Genomic DNA, 18,913 nt, shown 5'->3' with positions numbered 1-18,913 from the left:
TGCCCGTTCACTCTCGACGGAGACTAGCGGGCAAGTCCGCCAGAGTCAGCGAGAACAGCGGAAAAGTCCTGGTCAGCCTCCGCCAGGACGGGCATTTAGGACATACTGCCCCGGATTTGAGAATGTATCCAGACCCAAGCGGGCCTGGAAGCACTTGTCGGAGGACTCAGCCGATCGCCACCGCCGCCCGGATCTCCTCCGCAAAGCGTTCCGCGGCGTCACGCAGCGCGACGACGTCGGGACCGTGACGCAGCACACCCCGGCTGACGTTGGGGACCACGTTGCGTACCGCCGCGCCGAACACCCGCGGAAGATCGGCCGGCGTCGCCCCCTGGGCGCCGATTCCGGGCGCGAGAAGCGGTCCGTTGATGTCGAGGTCGTACGACGACAGGTCGCCGAGCGTGGCGCCCACCACCGCGCCGAAGGAGCCCATCGGGGTCTGACCGGCGTTCTCCTCCGCCAGGTGCGCGAGCATGGTCGCACCCACCGTGCGGCCGTCGGGCCGGACCGCGTGCTGGACCTCGCCGCCCTCCGGGTTGGAGGTCAGCGCCAGCACGAACAGGCCCGCGCCGCTCTCCCGCGCCAGCTCGACGGCGGGCTTCAGCGACCCGTAGCCGAGGTACGGTGAGACGGTCAGCGCGTCCGAGAACAGCGGCGCGTCCTTGTGCAGGAAGGACTCGGCATAGGCGGCCATGGTCGAGCCGATGTCGCCGCGCTTGGCGTCCATGACGACCAGCGCCCCGGCCGCCCGCGCCTCCTCGACCGCCTTCTCCAGAACGGCGAGGCCGCGCGAGCCGAAGCGCTCGAAGAAGGCGCTCTGGGGCTTCAGGGCGGCGACCCGGTCGGCCATCGCCTCGACGACCGTGCGGCTGAACCGCTCCAGACCGGCCACGTCGTCGTTCAGGCCCCACTCGGCGAGGAGGGACGCGTGCGGGTCGATGCCGACGCACAGCGGGCCGCGCTCGTCCATGGCGTGGCGCAGGCGTGCGCCGAAGGGTTCCAGAGCGCTCATGCGGTCTCCCCTGCCTTCCTCACGTCGGCGCCGACCGCGTCGGCGAGGGTGGCGTACGGGCTCGTGCGCAGGCGTGCGGCGAGCCCCTTGTGGATGGCGCGGCCCCAGAAGGGCCCCTCGTAGATGAAGGCGCTGTAGCCCTGGACCAGCGTGGCGCCGGCCAGGATGCGCTGCCAGGCGTCCTCGGCGTTCTCGATGCCGCCCACGCCGACGAGGGTGATGCGGTCGCCCACGCGCGCGTAGATGCGGCGCAGCACCTCCAGGGAGCGCGCCTTGAGCGGGGCGCCGGACAGGCCGCCGGCCTCCTTGACGAGGGAGGGTTCGGACTTCAGACCGAGTCCCTCGCGCGCGATGGTGGTGTTCGTGGCGATGATCCCGTCCAGGCCGAGCTCCACGGCGAGGTCGGCGACCGCGTCGACGTCCTCGTCGGCGAGGTCGGGCGCGATCTTCACCAGCAGCGGCACGCGGCGCCCCGGCACGACGCGGTCGGCGGCCTCGCGGACGGCGCCCAGCAGCGGGCGCAGCGCCTCGGTGGCCTGGAGGTTGCGCAGGCCGGGGGTATTCGGCGAGGAGACGTTGACCACCAGGTAGTCGGCGTACGGCGCCAGCCGCTCGGTGGACTTCACGTAGTCGCCGACGGCCTCGGCCTCCGGCACGACCTTGGTCTTGCCGATGTTGACGCCTACGACGGTTTTGAAGACGGGCGTGCGCGAGGCCAGGCGCGCGGCGACGGCCAGCGAGCCGTCGTTGTTGAAGCCCATGCGGTTGATCAGCGCCCGGTCCGCGACGAGGCGGAACAGCCGCTTCCTGGGGTTGCCGGGCTGCGGCTCCCCCGTCACCGTGCCGATCTCGACGTGGTCGAATCCGAGCATGGCCATCCCGTCGATGCCGACGGCGTTCTTGTCGAAGCCGGCGGCGAGCCCGAAGGGCCCGTGCATCCGCAGCCCGAAGGCCTCGGTGCGCAGCTCCTTGTAGCGGGGGGCGAGAGCGGCCGCGACGAACGTGCGCAGCACGGGGATGCGAGCGGCGAGGCGGATCCAGCGGAAGGCCAGGTGGTGCGCCGCTTCGGGATCCATCCGTTGGAAGATCAGACGGAAGAACAGCTTGTACATGTCTCAGGAGTCCTCACGAAGAGGGGGACACCGTTTCCGGTGTCCCCCTCGGGGCTGCTAGTGGCGGGCCGCGGTCAAGTGCTCGGCGTGTTCCTGGAGCGACCGTACGCTCACGTCACCGTGGTTGAGGGCGTCGATGCCCTGGACCGCCGCGGCGAGCGCCTGGACGGTCGTCAGGCACGGCACGGACCGCGCCACGGCCGCCGTACGGATCTCGTAGCCGTCGAGGCGGCCGCCGGTGCCGTACGGGGTGTTGACGATGAGGTCGACCTCGCCGTCGTGGATGAGCTGGACGATGGTCTTCTCGCCGTTCGGGCCGGTGCCATCGGACTGCTTGCGCACCACGGTGGCGTGGATGCCGTTGCGCTTGAGCACCTCGGCCGTGCCGGAGGTGGCGAGCAGCTCGAAGCCGTGGGCGACCAGTTCACGCGCCGGGAAGATCATCGACCGCTTGTCGCGGTTGGCGACCGAGATGAAGGCGCGGCCCTTGGTCGGCAGCGGACCGTACGCCCCCGCCTGCGACTTGGCGTACGCCGTGCCGAAGACGGAGTCGATGCCCATGACCTCGCCCGTGGAGCGCATCTCCGGGCCCAGGACCGTGTCGACGCCCCGGCCGTGGATGTCGCGGAAGCGCGACCACGGCATCACGGCCTCCTTGACGGAGATCGGCGCGTCCAGCGGCATCGTGCCGCCGTCGCCGTTCTTCGGCAGCAGGCCCTCCTCCCGAAGCTCGGCGATGGTCGCGCCCAGCGAGATCCGGGCGGCGGCCTTCGCCAGCGGCACCGCGGTCGCCTTCGAGGTGAAGGGGACGGTGCGGGAGGCGCGCGGGTTGGCCTCGAGGACGTAGAGGATGTCCCCGGCGAGCGCGAACTGGATGTTGATCAGGCCGCGGACGCCGACACCTTTGGCGATGGTCTCCGTGGAGGCCCGCAGCCGCTTGATGTCGAACCCGCCGAGCGTGATGGGCGGCAGGGCGCACGCCGAGTCGCCGGAGTGGATGCCGGCCTCCTCGATGTGCTCCATGACGCCGCCGAGGTACAGCTCCTCGCCGTCGTAGAGGGCGTCGACGTCGATCTCTATGGCGTCGTCGAGGAACCGGTCGACGAGCACCGGCCGCGAGGGGCTGATCTCGGTCGACTCGGCGATGTAGGCCTCCAGGCGGGTCTCGTCGTAGACGATCTCCATACCGCGCCCGCCGAGGACGTACGACGGCCGGACGAGGACCGGGTAGCCGATCTCGTCGGCGATGGCCTTGGCCTGGGCGAAGGTGGTGGCGGTGCCGTGCTTGGGGGCCGGCAGGCCCGCCTCCGCCAGGACCTGACCGAAGGCGCCCCGGTCCTCGGCCGCGTGGATCGCCTCGGGGGACGTGCCGACGATCGGCACGCCGTTGTCCTTCAGCGCTTGCGCCAGACCCAGCGGCGTCTGGCCGCCCAGCTGGACCACGACACCCGCGATCGGGCCGGCCTGCCGCTCGGCGTGGACGATCTCGAGGACGTCCTCCAGCGTCAGCGGCTCGAAGTACAGCCGGTCGGAGGTGTCGTAGTCCGTGGAGACGGTCTCCGGGTTGCAGTTGACCATCACGGTCTCGTACCCGGCGTCGTGCAGCGCGAAGGAGGCGTGGACGCAGGAGTAGTCGAACTCGATGCCCTGGCCGATGCGGTTGGGGCCGGAACCCAGGATGATCACCGCGGGCTTCTCGCGGGGCGCGACCTCGGTCTCCTCGTCGTAGGAGGAGTAGAAGTACGGCGTCTTCGCGGCGAACTCGGCGGCGCAGGTGTCGACCGTCTTGTAGACCGGGCGGATGCCGAGCGCGTGCCGCACCTCGCGCACGACGTCCTCGCGCAGGCCGCGGATCTCGCCGATCTGCTGGTCGGAGAAGCCGTGCCGCTTGGCCTCGGCCAGCAGTTCGGGGGTGAGCTCGGGCGCCGCGGCCAGCTCGTCCGCGATCTCCTTGATCAGGAACAGCTGGTCCACGAACCACGGGTCGATCTTCGTCGCCTCGAAGACCTCCTCGGGCGTGGCGCCCGCGCGGATGGCCTGCATGACGGTGTTGATCCGGCCGTCGGTGGGGCGCCGGGCCTCGTCGAGCAGGGCGGACTTGTCGCCCACCTCGCCCACGAACGTGAACTGGCTGCCCTTCTTCTCCAGCGAGCGCAGCGCCTTCTGCAAGGCCTCGGTGAAGTTGCGGCCGATGGCCATGGCCTCGCCGACCGACTTCATGGTGGTGGTCAGCGTGGAGTCCGCCTGCGGGAACTTCTCGAAGGCGAAGCGGGGCGCCTTGACGACCACGTAGTCCAGGGTCGGCTCGAAGGAGGCCGGGGTCTCCTGCGTGATGTCGTTCGGGATCTCGTCGAGGGTGTAGCCGACGGCGAGCTTGGCCGCGATCTTGGCGATCGGGAAGCCGGTCGCCTTGGAGGCCAGGGCCGACGAGCGCGACACGCGCGGGTTCATCTCGATGACGATCACGCGACCGTCCTCGGGGTTCACCGCGAACTGGATGTTGCAGCCGCCGGTGTCGACACCGACCTCGCGGATGACGGCGATGCCGATGTCGCGCAGGGTCTGGTACTCGCGGTCGGTGAGCGTCATCGCCGGGGCGACGGTGATGGAGTCGCCGGTGTGCACGCCCATGGGGTCGAAGTTCTCGATGGAGCAGACGACCACGACGTTGTCGTGCTTGTCGCGCATCAGCTCCAGCTCGTACTCCTTCCAGCCGAGGATGGACTCCTCCAGGAGCACCTCGGTGGTCGGGGAGAGCGCGAGGCCGGTGCCGGCGATGCGGCGCAGCTCCTCCTCGTCGTGCGCGAAGCCGGAGCCGGCGCCGCCCATGGTGAAGGACGGGCGGACGACGACCGGGTAGCCGCCGAGCTGGTCGACGCCGGCCAGCACCTCGTCCATGGAGTGGCAGATCACGGAGCGGGCGGACTCGCCGTGCCCGGTCTTCTGCCGGACGGCCTCCACGACCTCCTTGAACTGGTCGCGGTCCTCGCCCTTGTGGATCGCCTCGACGTTGGCGCCGATCAGCTCGACGCCGTACTTCTCCAGTACGCCGTTCTCGTGCAGCTTGATGGCCGTGTTGAGGGCCGTCTGGCCGCCCAGGGTGGGCAGCAGCGCGTCCGGCCGCTCCTTGGCGATGATCTTCTTGACGAAGTCCGGGGTGATCGGCTCGACGTAGGTGGCGTCGGCGATCTCCGGGTCGGTCATGATCGTCGCCGGGTTGGAGTTGACGAGGATCACCCGCAGGCCCTCGGCCTTGAGGACGCGGCACGCCTGGGTGCCGGAGTAGTCGAACTCGGCGGCTTGGCCGATGACGATCGGGCCGGAGCCGATGACCAGGACGGACTGGATATCGGTGCGCTTAGGCACGCTGGCCCTCCATCAGGGATACGAAGCGGTCGAACAGGTAGGCGGCGTCGTGCGGACCTGCGGCCGCTTCGGGGTGGTACTGGACGCTGAAGGCCGGCTTGTCGAGCAGCTGCAGGCCCTCCACCACGTTGTCATTGAGGCAGACGTGGGAGACCTGGACACGGCCGAAGGGGGTGTCGGAGACCTGGTCGGTCGGGGCGTCGACAGCGAAGCCGTGGTTGTGCGCGGTGACCTCGACCTTGCCGGTCGTGCGGTCCTGCACCGGCTGGTTGATGCCGCGGTGGCCGTATTTCAGCTTGTAGGTGCCGAAGCCGAGGGCGCGGCCCAGGATCTGGTTGCCGAAGCAGATGCCGAACAGCGGCGTGCCGCGCTCCAGGACGCCCTGCATGACGGAGACGGGGTGGTCGGCGGTGGCGGGGTCGCCCGGCCCGTTGGAGAAGAACACCCCGTCAGGGTTCACCGCGTACACGTCCTCGAGCGTGGCGGTGGCGGGCAGCACGTGCACCTCGATGCCGCGCTCGGCCATGCGGTGCGGGGTCATGCCCTTGATGCCGAGGTCGACCGCGGCGACGGTGAACTTCTTGTCGCCGAGCGCGGGGACGACGTACGTCTCCTTGGTGGCGACCTCCGCGGACAGGTCGGCGCCCTCCATCGGGGGCACCTCCTGGACGCGGGCGAGCAGCGCGGCGTCGTCCTGGATCGCCTCCCCGCTGAAGATGCCCACGCGCATGGCGCCGCGCTCGCGCAGGTGGCGGGTCAGGGCCCGCGTGTCGATGCCGCTGATACCGACGACGCCCTGCGCGACGAGCTCCTCGTCCAGCGAGCGCTTGGCGCGCCAGCTGGACGGCACGCGCGCGGGGTCGCGCACGACGTAGCCGGCGACCCAGATCCGCTGCGACTCGGGGTCCTCGTCGTTGACGCCGGTGTTGCCGACGTGCGGGGCGGTCATCACGACGACCTGCCGGTGGTACGACGGGTCGGTGAGGGTCTCCTGATAGCCGGTCATGCCGGTGGAGAACACGGCCTCGCCGAACGTCTCCCCCACGGCCCCGTAGGCACGGCCGCGGAAGATCCGGCCGTCCTCCAGGACGAGTACGGCGGGAACCTTCGCGGTTCCCCTGGTGGAGGTGGTCATCGCTCGGCGCCTTCCGTGGTGTTCGTTTCGATCATGGAGTTGATGGCTTCGACCCACTCGGTGTGCTCGGCCGCCCGGTCGGAGCGGAAGCCGGAGTCGATCAGCTTGTCGCCGTGCGTCCAGGTCACTACGAGCAGTCCGCCCTCGGTGAGGACCTTGCCGGCGATGCCCTTGTCGAGCCGGGCCCCGCGCAGCTGCTCGGCGGGCACGAAGAAGTCGGTGGCCCCGGGGCGTACGACGTCCAGGCCCGCGTCCGTCAGCGTGAGCTCGACCCGGCTGCGGGCGCCGAGGCCGTGGGCCACGATGCGGTCCAGCCACTGCCCGGCGGTGGTGGATCCGTGGTAGCGGCCACTCATCGTCAGTTTCGCCTCGCCCGGCGCCTCCGGCGCGCTCGGCAAGTCGGGCAGGTCGCCCTGGAGCGTGCCGCGCCACTTCCAGCCCTCGCGCATCAGCCAGTAGACGAGAGCGACGAAGAGGGCGAGGCCGACGAGCCAGCCGACGCGGGCGGCCCAGTCGGTGACTTCCGCCGACTTCTTTGCGGCGGCGAGCAGGATTACAGGTGTCACGTGAGCTTCCCGTCGACGAGCGTGGCCTTGCCCCGGAGCCATGTGTGGGTGACACGGCCCGGCAGCTCACGTCCCTCGTACGGGGTGTTGCGGCTGCGCGAGGCGAAGCCCGCGGGGTCCACCTGCCCACGGTATGCCGTGTCGACCAGCGTGAGGTTGGCGGGCTCGCCTGCCGAGACGGGACGGCCGTGGCCGGTGGCCCGGCCGATCCGCGCGGGTTTGAAGGACATGCGGTCGGCGACGCCCGCCCAGTCGAGCAACCCCGTGTCGACCATCGTCTCCTGGACCACCGACAGCGCGGTCTCCAGACCGACCATGCCCATGGCGGCCGCGGCCCACTCGCAGTCCTTGTCCTCGTGCGGGTGCGGGGCGTGGTCGGTGGCGACGATGTCGATCGTGCCGTCGGCGAGCGCCTCGCGCAGCGCCATTACGTCCCGCTCGGTGCGCAGCGGCGGATTGACCTTGTAGACCGGGTTGTAGGTGCGCACCAGCTCGTCGGTGAGCAGCAGGTGATGCGGGGTGACCTCGGCGGTGACCTGGATTCCGCGGGACTTGGCCCAGCGGACGATCTCGACGGACCCGGCGGTCGACAGGTGGCAGATGTGGACGCGCGAGCCGACGTGCTCGGCGAGCAGCACGTCCCGCGCGATGATCGACTCCTCCGCGACGGCGGGCCAGCCGCCGAGGCCCAGCTCGGCGGAGACGACGCCCTCGTTCATCTGGGCGCCCTCGGTCAGCCGCGGCTCCTGCGCGTGCTGCGCGACGACGCCGCCGAAGGCCTTCACGTACTCCAGCGCCCGGCGCATGATCACCGCGTCGTCGACGCACTTGCCGTCGTCGGAGAAGACGGTCACCCCGGCGGCCGACTCGTGCATCGCGCCCAGCTCGGCGAGCTTCCTGCCCTCCAGACCGACGGTCACGGCACCGATGGGCTGCACGTCGCAGTAGCCGTGCTCCTTGCCCAGCCGCCAGACCTGCTCGACCACCCCGGCCGTATCGGCGACCGGGAAGGTGTTGGCCATGGCGAACACGGCGGTGTAGCCGCCGGAGGCGGCCGCGCGGGTGCCGGTCAGCACGGTCTCGGAGTCCTCGCGGCCGGGCTCGCGCAGGTGGGTGTGCAGGTCGACCAGGCCCGGGAGGAGGACCTTGCCGTCGGCCTCGACGACCTCGGCGCCCTCGGTGGACAGCCCGGCGCCGACCGCCTCGATGACCTCGCCGTCGATCAGGACGTCCTGCGGCTCCCCGCCGAGCACCTTCGCACCACGGATCAGGATCTTGCTCATCTTTCTTACTTCTCCTCGGCCGCAAAAGAGGTGTGCGCGGAGCGCTCGTCGGAAGGGTGGTGGTGGGAGACGGGCGGGCGGGTGTGGGTGACGGCGGGCTCGTTGCCACCGAGCAGCAGGTAGAGGACGGCCATCCGGATGGAGACGCCGTTGGCTACCTGCTCGACGGCGGTGCAGCGCTCGGAGTCGGCGACCTCGGCGGTGATCTCCATGCCGCGGACCATCGGTCCGGGGTGCATCACGATGGCGTGCTCGGGCATCTTCGCCATGCGGTCGCCGTCGAGGCCGTAGCGCCGGGAGTACTCGCGCTCGGTCGGGAAGAAGGCGGCGTTCATGCGCTCGCGCTGCACGCGCAGCATCATCACCGCGTCGGACTTGGGCAGCGTGCTGTCGAGGTCGTAGGAGATCTCGCAGGGCCAGGACTCGACGCCGACCGGCAGCAGGGTGGGCGGCGCGACGAGGGTGACGTCGGCGCCGAGGGTGTGCAGCAGGTCGATGTTGGAGCGGGCGACCCGGCTGTGCAGGACGTCGCCGACGATGGTGATGCGCTTGCCGGACAGGTCCTGGCCGAGGCCGGCGTCGCGGCCGATGAGGCGGCGGCGCATGGTGAAGGCGTCGAGCAGGGCCTGGGTGGGGTGCTGGTGGGTGCCGTCGCCGGCGTTGATGACGGCGGCGTCGATCCAGCCGGAGTTGGCCAGGCGGTAGGGGGCTCCGGAGGCGCCGTGCCGGATGACGACGGCGTCGACGCCCATGGCCTCCAGGGTCTGGGCGGTGTCCTTCAGGGACTCGCCCTTGGACACGCTGGAGCCCTTGGCGGAGAAGTTGATGACGTCCGCGGACAGCCGCTTCTCGGCGGCCTCGAAGGAGATCCGGGTGCGGGTGGAGTCCTCGAAGAAGAGGTTCACGACGGTGCGGCCGCGCAGGGTCGGCAGCTTCTTGATCGGCCGGTCGGCGACCCGGGCCATCTCCTCGGCGGTGTCGAGGATCAGGACGGCGTCGTCGCGGGTGAGGTCGGCGGCCGAGATGAGATGACGCTGCATCTGTCAGGCTCCGTAAGGCAGTTCATTGAGGAGGCGGGGGTCCGGGGGTGTCCCCCGGAAGGGCACAGCGGGCAGGCGCGGGCATGCGCACCGCACTCGCGGGGCGTACGGCAGGGACGTACGCCGGAGTGCTACTGCTGCTGCTCGCCCGGGGCGGCCGGCTTGGCGCCGAGCAGCACGGTGTCGCGACCGTCTTCCTCGGCGAGTTGGACCTTGACCGTCTCCCGCAGCGACGTGGGGAGGTTCTTGCCGACGTAGTCGGCGCGGATGGGCAGTTCGCGGTGGCCGCGGTCGACGAGGACCGCGAGCTGCACCGCGCGCGGACGCCCGATGTCGTTCAGGGCGTCGAGGGCGGCGCGGATGGTGCGGCCGGAGAAGAGCACGTCGTCGACGAGGACGACCAGGCGGCCGTCGATGCCGTCACCGGGGATCTCGGTGCGGGCCAGCGCACGCGGCGGGTGCATGCGCAGGTCGTCGCGGTACATGGTGATGTCGAGCGAGCCGCAGGGGACCTTGCGCTCGGTGATCTGTTCGAGCTTGGCGGCGAGCCGCTGGGCGAGGAAGACGCCCCGGGTGGGAATGCCGAGGAGCACCACGTCGTCGGCGCCCTTGGCGCGCTCGACGATTTCGTGGGCGATGCGGGTCAGCACCCGCGCGATGTCGGGGCCTTCGAGAACGGGCCGCGCATCGGACGCTTGCGTGTCCATACGAAACGGACCTCCTTCTCCGCCTCACGGGACGGACCTTAAAGGACGTCGGAATTGCGCCATCCACGGTAGCAGGCCCGGAAGGGCCCCCGATCACCCCCTTGGGGTAACCGAGCGCAGATACCACGGAAGAGGCGGTGCGGAGCATTCGGCTTGACGCGGCAGAGTAACGCTGCGTAACCTCACAGTGAGTTACCAGCCGCGCGGCCTGGCCGCGTCGACACAGTGTCCGGGGAGCTATATGTCCAGCGAATACGCCAAACAGCTCGGGGCCAAGCTCCGGGCCATCCGCACCCAGCAGGGCCTTTCCCTCCACGGTGTCGAGGAGAAGAGCCAGGGACGCTGGAAGGCGGTCGTGGTCGGTTCGTACGAGCGCGGCGACCGCGCCGTGACCGTGCAGCGCCTCGCCGAGCTGGCGGATTTCTACGGAGTCCCCGTGCAGGAGCTGCTGCCGGGCACCACCCCCGGCGGTGCCGCCGAGCCCCCGCCGAAGCTGGTCCTGGACCTGGAGCGGCTGGCCACCGTGCCGGCCGAGAAGGCGGGCCCCCTGCAGCGGTACGCGGCGACGATCCAGTCCCAGCGCGGTGACTACAACGGCAAGGTGCTCTCGATCCGCCAGGACGACCTGCGCACACTCGCCGTCATCTACGACCAGTCGCCCTCGGTCCTCACCGAGCAGCTGATCAGCTGGGGCGTACTCGACGCGGACGCGCGTCGCGCGGTCGCGTCCCACGAGGAGAGCTGAGCCCCTCGAGCCTCAGCAGAAACGTGCCGCCGGGGTGGCCGGAACTTCATGCTTCCGGTCTCCCCGGCGGCTTTCTGCGGGCCTGCGCGGGCCCTGGGGTACGGGGAATGCCGGAGGGCCCGCAGCGGTGACGCTGCGGGCCCTCCGGCGGTGTGTCAAGCCTCTTAGGCCTCGTCGCGGCGCAGCGAGGGTTTGAGGTCCTTCAGGCGGCCGAGCAGACCGTTGACGAACGAGGGCGACTCCTCCGTGGAGAACTCCTTCGCCAGCTGCACCATCTCGTCCAGGACGACGGCGTCCGGGGTCTCGTCGACCCAGATCAGCTCGTAGGCGCCCAGGCGCAGGATGTTGCGGTCGACGACCGGCATGCGGTCGAGCGTCCAGCCGACCGAGTACTGCGCGATCAGCTCGTCGATGCGCGTCGCGTGCTCGGCGTAGCCCTCGACCAGCTGCATCGTGTACTCGCTCACCGGCGGCTGCCGGGGGTCGTCCCGGGAGAGCGTGATCCAGTCCGCGAGGACGGTCAGGACGTCGGCGCCGCGCTGGTCGCCCTCGAAGAGGATCTGGAAGGCACGCTTGCGGGCCGTGTTGCGGGCAGCCACGGTTAGCTGTTCACCCGGCCGAGGTAGTCGCTCGTGCGGGTGTCGACCTTGATCTTCTCACCGGTGGTGATGAAGAGCGGGACCTGGATCTGGTGGCCGGTCTCCAGCGTGGCCGGCTTGGTGCCGCCGGTGGAGCGGTCGCCCTGGACGCCCGGCTCGGTCTCGGCGACGGTCAGCTCGACGGCGGCCGGCAGCTCGACGAAGAGCACCTCGCCCTCGTGCTGCGCGACGGTGGCCGTGAAGCCCTCGATCAGGAAGTTCGCGGCGTCACCGACGGCCTTGCGGTCGACGTGCAGCTGGTCGTAGGTCTCCATGTCCATGAAGACGAAGTACTCGCCGTCCATGTACGAGAACTGCATGTCGCGCTTGTCGACAGTGGCCGTCTCGACCTTGACGCCGGCGTTGAAGGTCTTGTCGACGACCTTGCCGGAGAGCACGTTCTTGAGCTTGGTGCGCACGAAGGCCGGGCCCTTGCCGGGCTTGACGTGCTGGAACTCGACGACGGACCACAGCTGGCCGCCTTCGAGCTTGAGCACCATGCCGTTCTTGAGGTCGTTCGTGGTGGCCACGGTTGCGGAATCTCCTGGACTGACGTGGACGACCCCGGGGCAGGCGCACAGCGCGAGGCTAGAGCGCGAGCAGCTCCTTGGTCGTGATGGTGAGTAGCTCGGGTCCGCCGTCCGCCTCGGGGCGTACGACGAGCGTGTCATCGATCCGGACACCGCCCCGGCCCGGGAGGTGGACCCCCGGTTCGACGGTGACCGGCACGCAAGCGTCCAGTTTACCCATGGCCGCGGGAGCCAACTGCGGGTCCTCGTCGATTTCGAGCCCGACACCGTGGCCCGTGAGGGGCGGCAGGCTGTCCGCGTACCCGGCGGAATCCAGGACCTGACGTGCCGCGCGGTCCACGTCGCGGTAGGCCGCGCCGGGTGCCAGGGCCTCCCGTCCGGCGCGCTGGGCTGCGAAGACCAGGTCGTACAGCTCGATCTGCCAGTCCGCGGGGGACGTGCCGATGACGAAGGTACGACCGATCTCGCAGCGGTAGCCGCGGTAGGCCGCGCCCAGGCACACGGAGAGGAAGTCGCCCTCCTCGACCCGCCGGTCGGTGGGCCGGTGGCCGGGGCGGCCGGAGTTCGGGCCGGTGGCGACGGAGGTCGGGAAGGCGGGACCGTCGGCGCCGTGATCGACGAGCCGCCGCTCCAGCTCCAGGGCGAGGTGCCGCTCGGTGCGGCCGACGAGGATGGACTCCAGCAGCTCGCCGAGGGCCTGGTCGGCGATCTCGGCGCCGATTCTCAGGCAGGAGATCTCCTCCTCGTCCTTGACCACCCTGAGCTGCTCGACCGCGCCGCCCAGGTCGGCGAGGCGCAGCCGGGACGCGACCGAAGCGAGGGCGCGGTGGCGGGCCACGGTGAGGTGGTGTTCCTCCACGGCGAGTGAGTCGGCGCCCTGGGCCTGGGCGAGGTCGGCGGCGGCGACGGCCGGGTCGCCGCCGGGCTGGGGCAGGACGTGCACGCGCAGGGCCTCGTCGGGCCGCCCCTCGTAGGGCCGGTCGTTCGGCGGGCTCGTGCACACCAGCAGGTCCTCGCGCTTTCCGAGGAGCAGGACGGCACCCTGCGGGGACGCCCCCGCGAGGTACCGCACATTGGCGGGACAAGTCACCAGCGCAGCCGCGCTGCCGCCCGCATTGCAGCGCTCCCGTAGCCGGGTCCGGCGGGCCGCGTACACCTCTGACATGAACCGAGCGTAAGAGCGGTGGCCGGATGTCGCCGGTCGAGAGGTCCGAGTGGGCGGTCGCCGATGCCTCCGGCGGAGGGGCCGACCGGTGCCGGAGGCGCGCTGCGGAGCCGAGGAGCGACCAGGCGTCCGGGGTGGGTGAGCCTCTGGAGCGGAGGGGCCGACCGGGTGCCGCCGACGACCGATGGCCGACGCGGCCTGAGAAGCCGAGGGCACGGTCCGGCACAGCCTGAGAAGCGGAGGGGACGGTCCGGCACAGCCTGAGAAGCCGAGAGCACGGTCCGGCACAGCCTGAGAAGCGGAGGGGACGGTCCGGCACAGCCTGAGAAGCCGAGGGCACGGTCCGGCACGGGCTGAGAAGCGAGGGGACGGTCCGGCGCTGGGGTTGGCCGGGGGAGCCGAGATCTGGCGGCGGTCGGAGCTCATGGCAGAGGCCCGAGAGGGGCGCCTTCTCGGTCACGGCCCGTTATCCCGCCGTGGAACCGGACCCACCGGACCCTCTCACCCGCGCTGCCCGGCCGTGCCCCTTGTCGCCCCGCGAGACACCGGTTGTACGCCCTTGGGCCGGCCACTTGGGCGCACCCCCGATCCGCCCCGCCAACGGAATTCCCGGTCCACCACTTCGGCGGACCCCAGCTCCACCACTTCCGGGGCCCCCGCTCCACCACTCCGCGGACCCCCGCTCCACCACTTCGGCCACTTCGGCGCACCCCCGATCCGCCCGGGCGACGGATTCCCGATCCACCCCTTCGGCGGACCCCCGCTCTACCAGTTCGGCGGGCTTGCGATCGAACGCGCCAGGACGTCGTCCAGGACCCGCGCCGTCGTCGGTACGTCGAGCTGGGAGTTGTCGATGATGGGGAGGCCGGAGCCGTACCACCCGGCCATGCGGCCGTGGATGCGGGCGACCTCCTCGTCGGTGAGGCGGCGGTTGCCGGTGCGCTCGGCGTTGCGCTCCAGGACGACGTCCAGGCCGGGGAGGAGCACGACCGGGAGCAGGCCGGGGCCCACGTGCCGCTTCCAGCCGCCGAGGCCCACGACCGGACGGTCGGGGAAGACCGCGTCGTCGAGGATGCACGAGATGCCGTTGGCGAGGAAGTTGCGCGCGGCGAAGCCGCAGGTACGGCGGGCCAGGCGGTACTGCGCCTCGGAGTTGTCGTTCCACCCCGACTGCGGGTCGGCGAAGCCGGAGCGGACCCATTCGCGGACGTCGTCGAGGCTGATGTGCGCGGTCGGGACCCGGCGGTGCTCGGCCCAGTACTTGGCGACGCTCGTCTTGCCCGCGCCCGCCGGTCCGATGAGCAGCACCGCGAGGGTGGTGGTGGTCGGGTCGGGCGCAGCCTGGGCCGGGGGTGCGCTGGGCATGGCGACGGGTCCGCCCGGCGGCAGTTGGACGTGGCCGGTGGTGTGCGGCGCCGGCGGGGCCGGGGCGTGGGGCGGCGGAACCGGCGGGTGCGGCGCCGACGGCGCGGGTCCGGGAAAGCCCGGTGCCAAAGGCGGCGGGGGCACGGGGGCGGAACCCTGGTGCGCGCCCGGGTGGTGCGGACCCGGGTGGTGTGCGGCCGGCGACCAGCCGGCGGCCGGTCCGTGCCCCGGCTGGTGGGGCGGCGGCAGCGGAGTCCCCACTGCGTGCTGCATCCGGTGCCACTCCGTCTCGTACAAGGCAATTGGCGCTGGCAACAGGGCACGAACCCCGCTCCCTACCGAACGGTACCGCCCCCGGCCACCGTATGGTGAACGGCCGGGGGCGGCCCGAAGTGCCCGCCCTCGCACGGCGAATCGGGCGGAAGACGCCCGGCGGTACTTACTGCCCGACTTCTCCGTACGCGGCGAGCAGCACGGCCGGGTCCGGGCCTTCCAGAACAGTGGGCTTGGCGAGACCGTCGAGAACGATGAAGCGCAGCAGGTCGCCGCGGGACTTCTTGTCGACCTTCATGGTCTCCAGCAGCTTGGGCCACTGGTCGTAGCGGTAGTGCAGCGGCAGCCCCACCGACTCGAGGACGGTGCGGTGGCGGTCGGCCGTCGCGTCGTCCAACCGGCCCGCGAGACGGCCCAGTTCGGCGGCGAAGTGCATGCCGACGGAGACGGCGGCGCCGTGCCGCCACTTGTACCGCTCGTTCTTCTCGATGGCGTGGCCTAGCGTGTGCCCGTAGTTGAGGATCTCCCTGAGGCCGGACTCCTTCAGGTCGGCGGAGACAACCTCGGCCTTGACCCGGATGGAGCGCTCGATGAGCTCGGCGGTGTGCGGGCCGGCCGGGGTACGGGCGGCCTCGGGGTCGGACTCGATGAGGTCCAGGATCGCCGGGTCGGCGATGAAGCCGGCCTTGATGACCTCCGCCAGCCCGGAGACGTAGTCGTTGACCGGCAGCGAGTCCAGCGCCGCCAGGTCGCACAGCACGCCCGCGGGCGGGTGGAAGGCGCCCACGAGGTTCTTGCCCTCGGCGGTGTTGATGCCGGTCTTGCCGCCGACGGCCGCGTCCACCATGGCCAGCACCGTGGTCGGGATGGCGATCCAGCGCACGCCGCGCAGCCAGGTCGCGGCGACGAACCCGGCCAGGTCCGTGGTCGCGCCACCGCCCACGCCGACGATGACGTCGGAGCGGGTGAACCCGGACTGGCCGAGCGCCTTCCAGCAGTAGGCGGCGACCTCGGCGGTCTTGGCCTCCTCCGCGTTGGGCACCTGGATGGCGACGGCCTCGTAGCCCTGCCCGGCCAGGTCGGCACGGAGCGCGTCGCCTGTCTCGGCGAGCGCCTCCGGGTGGACGACGGCGATCCGCTTGGCCTGGTCGCCGACCAAGTCGGCGAGTTCGCCCAGGAGTTGACGGCCGACCAGGACGTCGTACGGCTCGGTGCCCGCCGTGCCGCCGACCCGGATCCGCGTCACGTCCTCGCTCATGCTTCCTTCAACTCCAAAGTGTCCAGTACGGCCTGGGTGACCTCTTCGGGCGTACGGCCATCGGTGGCCACGACGGCCGTGGCGACCTCCTCGTACAGGTGCCGGCGGGCCTCCATCAGCTCGCGCCACTGCTTGCGCGGGTTGATCGCGAGCAGCGGACGGGCCGCGTTCAGGCCGGTGCGCCTGACCGCCTCCTCGACATCCATCGACAGGTAGACCACGCGGTGTCCGGCCAGCAGCGCGCGGGTGTCCTCGTCGAGGATCGCCCCGCCGCCGAGGGCGAGGACGCCGCCGTGCTCGGCCAGCGCCGTGTGCACGGCCCGCTTCTCGATCGCGCGGAAGACCGGCTCGCCCTCGTCGACGAAGATCTCCGCGATCGACCGGCCACCGGCGGCGACGATGTCGTCGTCGGTGTCCCGGTAGCCGACCGTGAGACGGTCGGCCAGCATCCGCCCGACGGTGGACTTGCCCACCCCCATCGGCCCGACCAGGACGACGACAGGCATCGCGCTCACCGGATCGCCAGGTTGTCGAGGTACGACTGCACGTTGCGGTGGGTCTCGGCCACCGAGTCGCCGCCGAACTTCTCGGCCACCGCGTCCGCGAGAACGAGGGCGACCATGGCCTCGGCGACGATGCCGGCCGCCGGCACCGCGCACACGTCGGAGCGCTGGTGGTGGGCCTGCGCGGGCTCGCCCGTGGAGACGTCGACCGTCTGCAGGGCCCGCGGCACGGTCGCGATCGGCTTCATCGCGGCCCGCACCCGCAGCAGTTCACCCGTGGACAGCCCGCCCTCGGTGCCGCCGGAGCGGCCCGACGCCCGCCTGATGCCCTCCGGCGTGGTGACGATCTCGTCATGGGCCTTGGAGCCGGGCACCCGCGCCAGCTCGAAGCCGTCGCCGACCTCGACGCCCTTGATCGCCTGGATGCCCATGAGGGCCGCGGCCAGCCGCGCGTCCAGCCGCCGGTCCCAGTGCACGTGCGAGCCCAGACCCACGGGCACGCCGTATGCGAGGACCTCGACCACACCGCCGAGGGTGTCGCCGTCCTTGTGGGCCTGGTCGATCTCCGCGACCATCGCCTTGGACGCGTCCGCGTCCAGGCAGCGCACCGGGTCCGCGTCCAGCTTCTCCACGTCCGCCGGGGTCGGGTACACGCCGTACGGCGCCTTCGCCGACGCCAGCTCGATCACGTGGCTGACGATCTCGATGCCGGCCGTCTCCTTCAGGTACGACCGGGCCACCGCGCCCAGCGCCACCCGGGCCGCGGTCTCTCGGGCGGAGGCCCGCTCCAGCACCGGCCGCGCTTCGTCGAAGCCGTACTTCTGCATGCCCGCAAGATCCGCGTGCCCGGGCCGGGGCCGGGTCAGCGGCGCGTTGCGGGCGAGCTCGGCCAGTTCCCCCGGGTCGACCGGGTCGGCGGCCATGACCTTCTCCCACTTGGGCCACTCGGTGTTGCCGACCATGATCGCCACCGGACTGCCGAGGGTGAGGCCGTGCCGGACGCCGCCGAGGAAGGTGACCTCGTCGCGCTCGAACTTCATCCGCGCGCCGCGCCCATAGCCGAGGCGCCGCCGCGCGAGGTGGTCCGCCACCATCTCCGTGGTGACGGGCACGCCGGCGGGAAGGCCCTCCAGCGTGGCGACAAGTGCGGGTCCGTGGGACTCCCCCGCGGTCAGCCAACGCAACCTGCTCAACGGTGCTCCTCATCCTCGCGCCTGGAACTGCTACGGCGCGACCGGGTGCGCGGCCCTGGCCCGCCACCTCCGATCCTCCCACGTCCGGGCCCGGGACCTGGCCGACGGTCCAGGAAGCGGACGCGCGTGCGGGCGTCAGCGCTCGGCCAGTGCCTTCTCGCCCGCCCTGCGCATGGCGCCCAGCGGAGCCGGGGAGCGGCCCGTCATCTGTTCCACCTGGAGCACCGCCTGGTGCACCAGCAGGTCGAGCCCGCTGACGACGGCGCCGCCGAACATGGACCAGCGGGCCGCCAGGGCGGTCGGCCAGGGCTCGTAGAGCACGTCGAAGAGGGTGGCGGGCCGCTCGGGCACGGAGGCGACGAGCGCGTCCGTCGTACCGGCCGGGGTGGTCGCGACCACCAGCGGCGCCCGCAGCGCCTCGGCCGCGTCCGTCCAGTCCGCGGTACGGACCTCCACGTCCAGCCGCTCGCCCCACTGCCGCATCTCCGCGGCGCGGGCCTCGCTGCGGACGTAGGCGACGACTTCACCGCTGCAGATCCGTGCGAGCGCGGCCAGCGCGGAGGAGGCGGTGGCGCCTGCGCCGAGGATCGCCGCCGAGTCGACCTGTTCGATGCCGTGCTCGCGCAGGGCGGCGACCATGCCGGGGACGTCGGTGTTGTCGCCGAGGCGCCGGCCGTCCTCGGTGAACACCACGGTGTTGACCGCCTCGACGGAGGCCGCCGTGTCGCCGATCTCGTCGAGCAGCGGGATGACGGCCCGCTTCAGCGGCATGGTCAGCGACAGCCCCGCCCACTCGGGCCCGAGTCCCTCGATGAACCCGGGCAGGCCGGCCTCGTCGATCTCGAACCGGTCGTACGACCAGTTCGTCAGCCCCAACTCCTCATACGCCGCCCGGTGCAGCACCGGGGAGAGGGAGTGGGCGATGGGCGAACCGAGCACGGCGGCCCGGCGCCGTCCCCGCGACCGCTCGGCCGCTTTTCCTGCGTCGCTCATTGAATTCCTGAACCAACTTCTCGTGAACG

The 18,913-nt window shown here is 71.3% G+C and carries 17 protein-coding genes; 1 reads left to right on the top strand and 16 read right to left on the bottom strand.

What is annotated here, in order from left to right:
- Window positions 1-166 precede the first annotated feature (166 nt).
- From pyrF to pyrR, 8 genes are all read right to left on the bottom strand, one after another.
- Entirely contained in the window at window positions 167-1,012 is an 846-nt protein-coding gene (pyrF, locus tag ABZV31_RS28570; RefSeq protein WP_355899459.1) for an orotidine-5'-phosphate decarboxylase, read from the bottom strand.
- The gene (locus tag ABZV31_RS28565; RefSeq protein WP_355899457.1) at window positions 1,009-2,124 is read right to left on the bottom strand and encodes a quinone-dependent dihydroorotate dehydrogenase; all 1,116 of its coding nucleotides are present in this window, start codon (window positions 2,122-2,124) and stop codon (window positions 1,009-1,011) included. Before ABZV31_RS28565 ends, pyrF begins: the two co-directional genes overlap by 4 nt.
- Before the next feature lie 57 nt (window positions 2,125-2,181).
- A complete protein-coding gene (gene carB, locus ABZV31_RS28560) occupies window positions 2,182-5,490 on the bottom strand; it encodes a carbamoyl-phosphate synthase large subunit (protein WP_355899455.1) in 3,309 nt (1,102 codons plus the stop codon).
- Window positions 5,483-6,625, bottom strand: coding sequence for a glutamine-hydrolyzing carbamoyl-phosphate synthase small subunit (gene carA, locus ABZV31_RS28555; protein WP_355899452.1), 1,143 nt, complete (start codon window positions 6,623-6,625; stop codon window positions 5,483-5,485). Before carA ends, carB begins: the two co-directional genes overlap by 8 nt.
- Window positions 6,622-7,191: a hypothetical protein gene (locus tag ABZV31_RS28550; protein ID WP_355899450.1), complete on the bottom strand. Its 570-nt coding sequence runs from the start codon at window positions 7,189-7,191 to the stop codon at window positions 6,622-6,624. The genes carA and ABZV31_RS28550 overlap by 4 nt, the downstream gene beginning before the upstream one ends.
- Window positions 7,188-8,474 (bottom strand): dihydroorotase, encoded by a 1,287-nt coding sequence (locus tag ABZV31_RS28545; RefSeq protein ID WP_355899448.1) that lies wholly within the window; start codon window positions 8,472-8,474, stop codon window positions 7,188-7,190. The genes ABZV31_RS28550 and ABZV31_RS28545 overlap by 4 nt, the downstream gene beginning before the upstream one ends.
- 5 nt (window positions 8,475-8,479) lie before the next feature.
- Entirely contained in the window at window positions 8,480-9,514 is a 1,035-nt protein-coding gene (locus tag ABZV31_RS28540) for an aspartate carbamoyltransferase catalytic subunit (protein ID WP_355899447.1), read from the bottom strand.
- A gap of 131 nt (window positions 9,515-9,645) precedes the next feature.
- Window positions 9,646-10,221: a bifunctional pyr operon transcriptional regulator/uracil phosphoribosyltransferase PyrR gene (gene pyrR / locus ABZV31_RS28535; protein ID WP_355899445.1), complete on the bottom strand. Its 576-nt coding sequence runs from the start codon at window positions 10,219-10,221 to the stop codon at window positions 9,646-9,648.
- A gap of 241 nt (window positions 10,222-10,462) precedes the next feature.
- On the opposite strand from pyrR, the gene bldD reads away from it, so the two are divergent.
- Window positions 10,463-10,966 carry a transcriptional regulator BldD gene (gene bldD, locus ABZV31_RS28530; RefSeq protein ID WP_004990661.1) on the top strand — a complete coding sequence of 168 codons (504 nt, stop codon included), beginning with the start codon at window positions 10,463-10,465 and terminating at the stop codon, window positions 10,964-10,966.
- Between the two features lie 164 nt (window positions 10,967-11,130).
- Here the strand turns inward: bldD and nusB are convergent, their stop codons facing one another.
- The 8 genes from nusB to ABZV31_RS28490 form a co-directional block, all read right to left on the bottom strand.
- Window positions 11,131-11,565, bottom strand: a complete 435-nt coding sequence (nusB, locus tag ABZV31_RS28525; protein WP_355899444.1) for a transcription antitermination factor NusB — start codon at window positions 11,563-11,565, stop codon at window positions 11,131-11,133.
- A gap of 2 nt (window positions 11,566-11,567) precedes the next feature.
- Complete coding sequence (gene efp / locus ABZV31_RS28520) at window positions 11,568-12,134, bottom strand: elongation factor P (protein ID WP_355899442.1); 567 nt, start codon at window positions 12,132-12,134, stop codon at window positions 11,568-11,570.
- A gap of 58 nt (window positions 12,135-12,192) precedes the next feature.
- The gene (locus ABZV31_RS28515) at window positions 12,193-13,299 is read right to left on the bottom strand and encodes an aminopeptidase P family protein (protein WP_355899441.1); all 1,107 of its coding nucleotides are present in this window, start codon (window positions 13,297-13,299) and stop codon (window positions 12,193-12,195) included.
- A gap of 765 nt (window positions 13,300-14,064) precedes the next feature.
- Window positions 14,065-14,937, bottom strand: coding sequence for a Pro-rich N-terminal domain-containing protein (locus tag ABZV31_RS28510; protein WP_355899439.1), 873 nt, complete (start codon window positions 14,935-14,937; stop codon window positions 14,065-14,067).
- A gap of 166 nt (window positions 14,938-15,103) precedes the next feature.
- A complete protein-coding gene (gene aroB / locus ABZV31_RS28505) occupies window positions 15,104-16,195 on the bottom strand; it encodes a 3-dehydroquinate synthase (RefSeq protein ID WP_355899437.1) in 1,092 nt (363 codons plus the stop codon).
- On the bottom strand, window positions 16,192-16,701 hold the full coding sequence (locus ABZV31_RS28500; RefSeq protein WP_355899435.1) for a shikimate kinase: 510 nt from the start codon (window positions 16,699-16,701) through the stop codon (window positions 16,192-16,194). Before ABZV31_RS28500 ends, aroB begins: the two co-directional genes overlap by 4 nt.
- A gap of 5 nt (window positions 16,702-16,706) precedes the next feature.
- Window positions 16,707-17,891 carry a chorismate synthase gene (gene aroC, locus ABZV31_RS28495; protein WP_355899434.1) on the bottom strand — a complete coding sequence of 395 codons (1,185 nt, stop codon included), beginning with the start codon at window positions 17,889-17,891 and terminating at the stop codon, window positions 16,707-16,709.
- Between the two features lie 135 nt (window positions 17,892-18,026).
- Window positions 18,027-18,884, bottom strand: coding sequence for a shikimate dehydrogenase (locus tag ABZV31_RS28490; RefSeq protein WP_355899432.1), 858 nt, complete (start codon window positions 18,882-18,884; stop codon window positions 18,027-18,029).
- Between the last annotated feature and the right edge of the window lie 29 nt (window positions 18,885-18,913).

It is taken from the genome of Streptomyces sp. NPDC005202 (assembly GCF_040608235.1).
Classification (GTDB): domain Bacteria; phylum Actinomycetota; class Actinomycetes; order Streptomycetales; family Streptomycetaceae; genus Streptomyces.
Note: the sequence above shows the minus strand (reverse complement) of the source record. Positions and strands in the feature narration are given on the sequence as shown.

Bases quoted from the DNA above. Each gene is read 5' to 3' on its own strand.
- carA (WP_355899452.1), bottom strand. From the start codon at position 6,625: ATGACCACCTCCACCAGGGGAACCGCGAAGGTTCCCGCCGTACTCGTC.
- ABZV31_RS28545 (WP_355899448.1), bottom strand. From the start codon at position 8,474: ATGAGCAAGATCCTGATCCGTGGTGCGAAGGTGCTCGGCGGGGAGCCG.
- pyrF (WP_355899459.1), bottom strand. From the start codon at position 1,012: ATGAGCGCTCTGGAACCCTTCGGCGCACGCCTGCGCCACGCCATGGAC.
- ABZV31_RS28515 (WP_355899441.1), bottom strand. From the start codon at position 13,299: ATGTCAGAGGTGTACGCGGCCCGCCGGACCCGGCTACGGGAGCGCTGC.
- bldD (WP_004990661.1), top strand. From the start codon at position 10,463: ATGTCCAGCGAATACGCCAAACAGCTCGGGGCCAAGCTCCGGGCCATC.
- ABZV31_RS28500 (WP_355899435.1), bottom strand. From the start codon at position 16,701: ATGCCTGTCGTCGTCCTGGTCGGGCCGATGGGGGTGGGCAAGTCCACC.
- ABZV31_RS28490 (WP_355899432.1), bottom strand. From the start codon at position 18,884: ATGAGCGACGCAGGAAAAGCGGCCGAGCGGTCGCGGGGACGGCGCCGG.
- ABZV31_RS28510 (WP_355899439.1), bottom strand. From the start codon at position 14,937: ATGCAGCACGCAGTGGGGACTCCGCTGCCGCCGCCCCACCAGCCGGGG.
- pyrR (WP_355899445.1), bottom strand. From the start codon at position 10,221: ATGGACACGCAAGCGTCCGATGCGCGGCCCGTTCTCGAAGGCCCCGAC.
- ABZV31_RS28540 (WP_355899447.1), bottom strand. From the start codon at position 9,514: ATGCAGCGTCATCTCATCTCGGCCGCCGACCTCACCCGCGACGACGCC.
- aroB (WP_355899437.1), bottom strand. From the start codon at position 16,195: ATGAGCGAGGACGTGACGCGGATCCGGGTCGGCGGCACGGCGGGCACC.
- ABZV31_RS28565 (WP_355899457.1), bottom strand. From the start codon at position 2,124: ATGTACAAGCTGTTCTTCCGTCTGATCTTCCAACGGATGGATCCCGAA.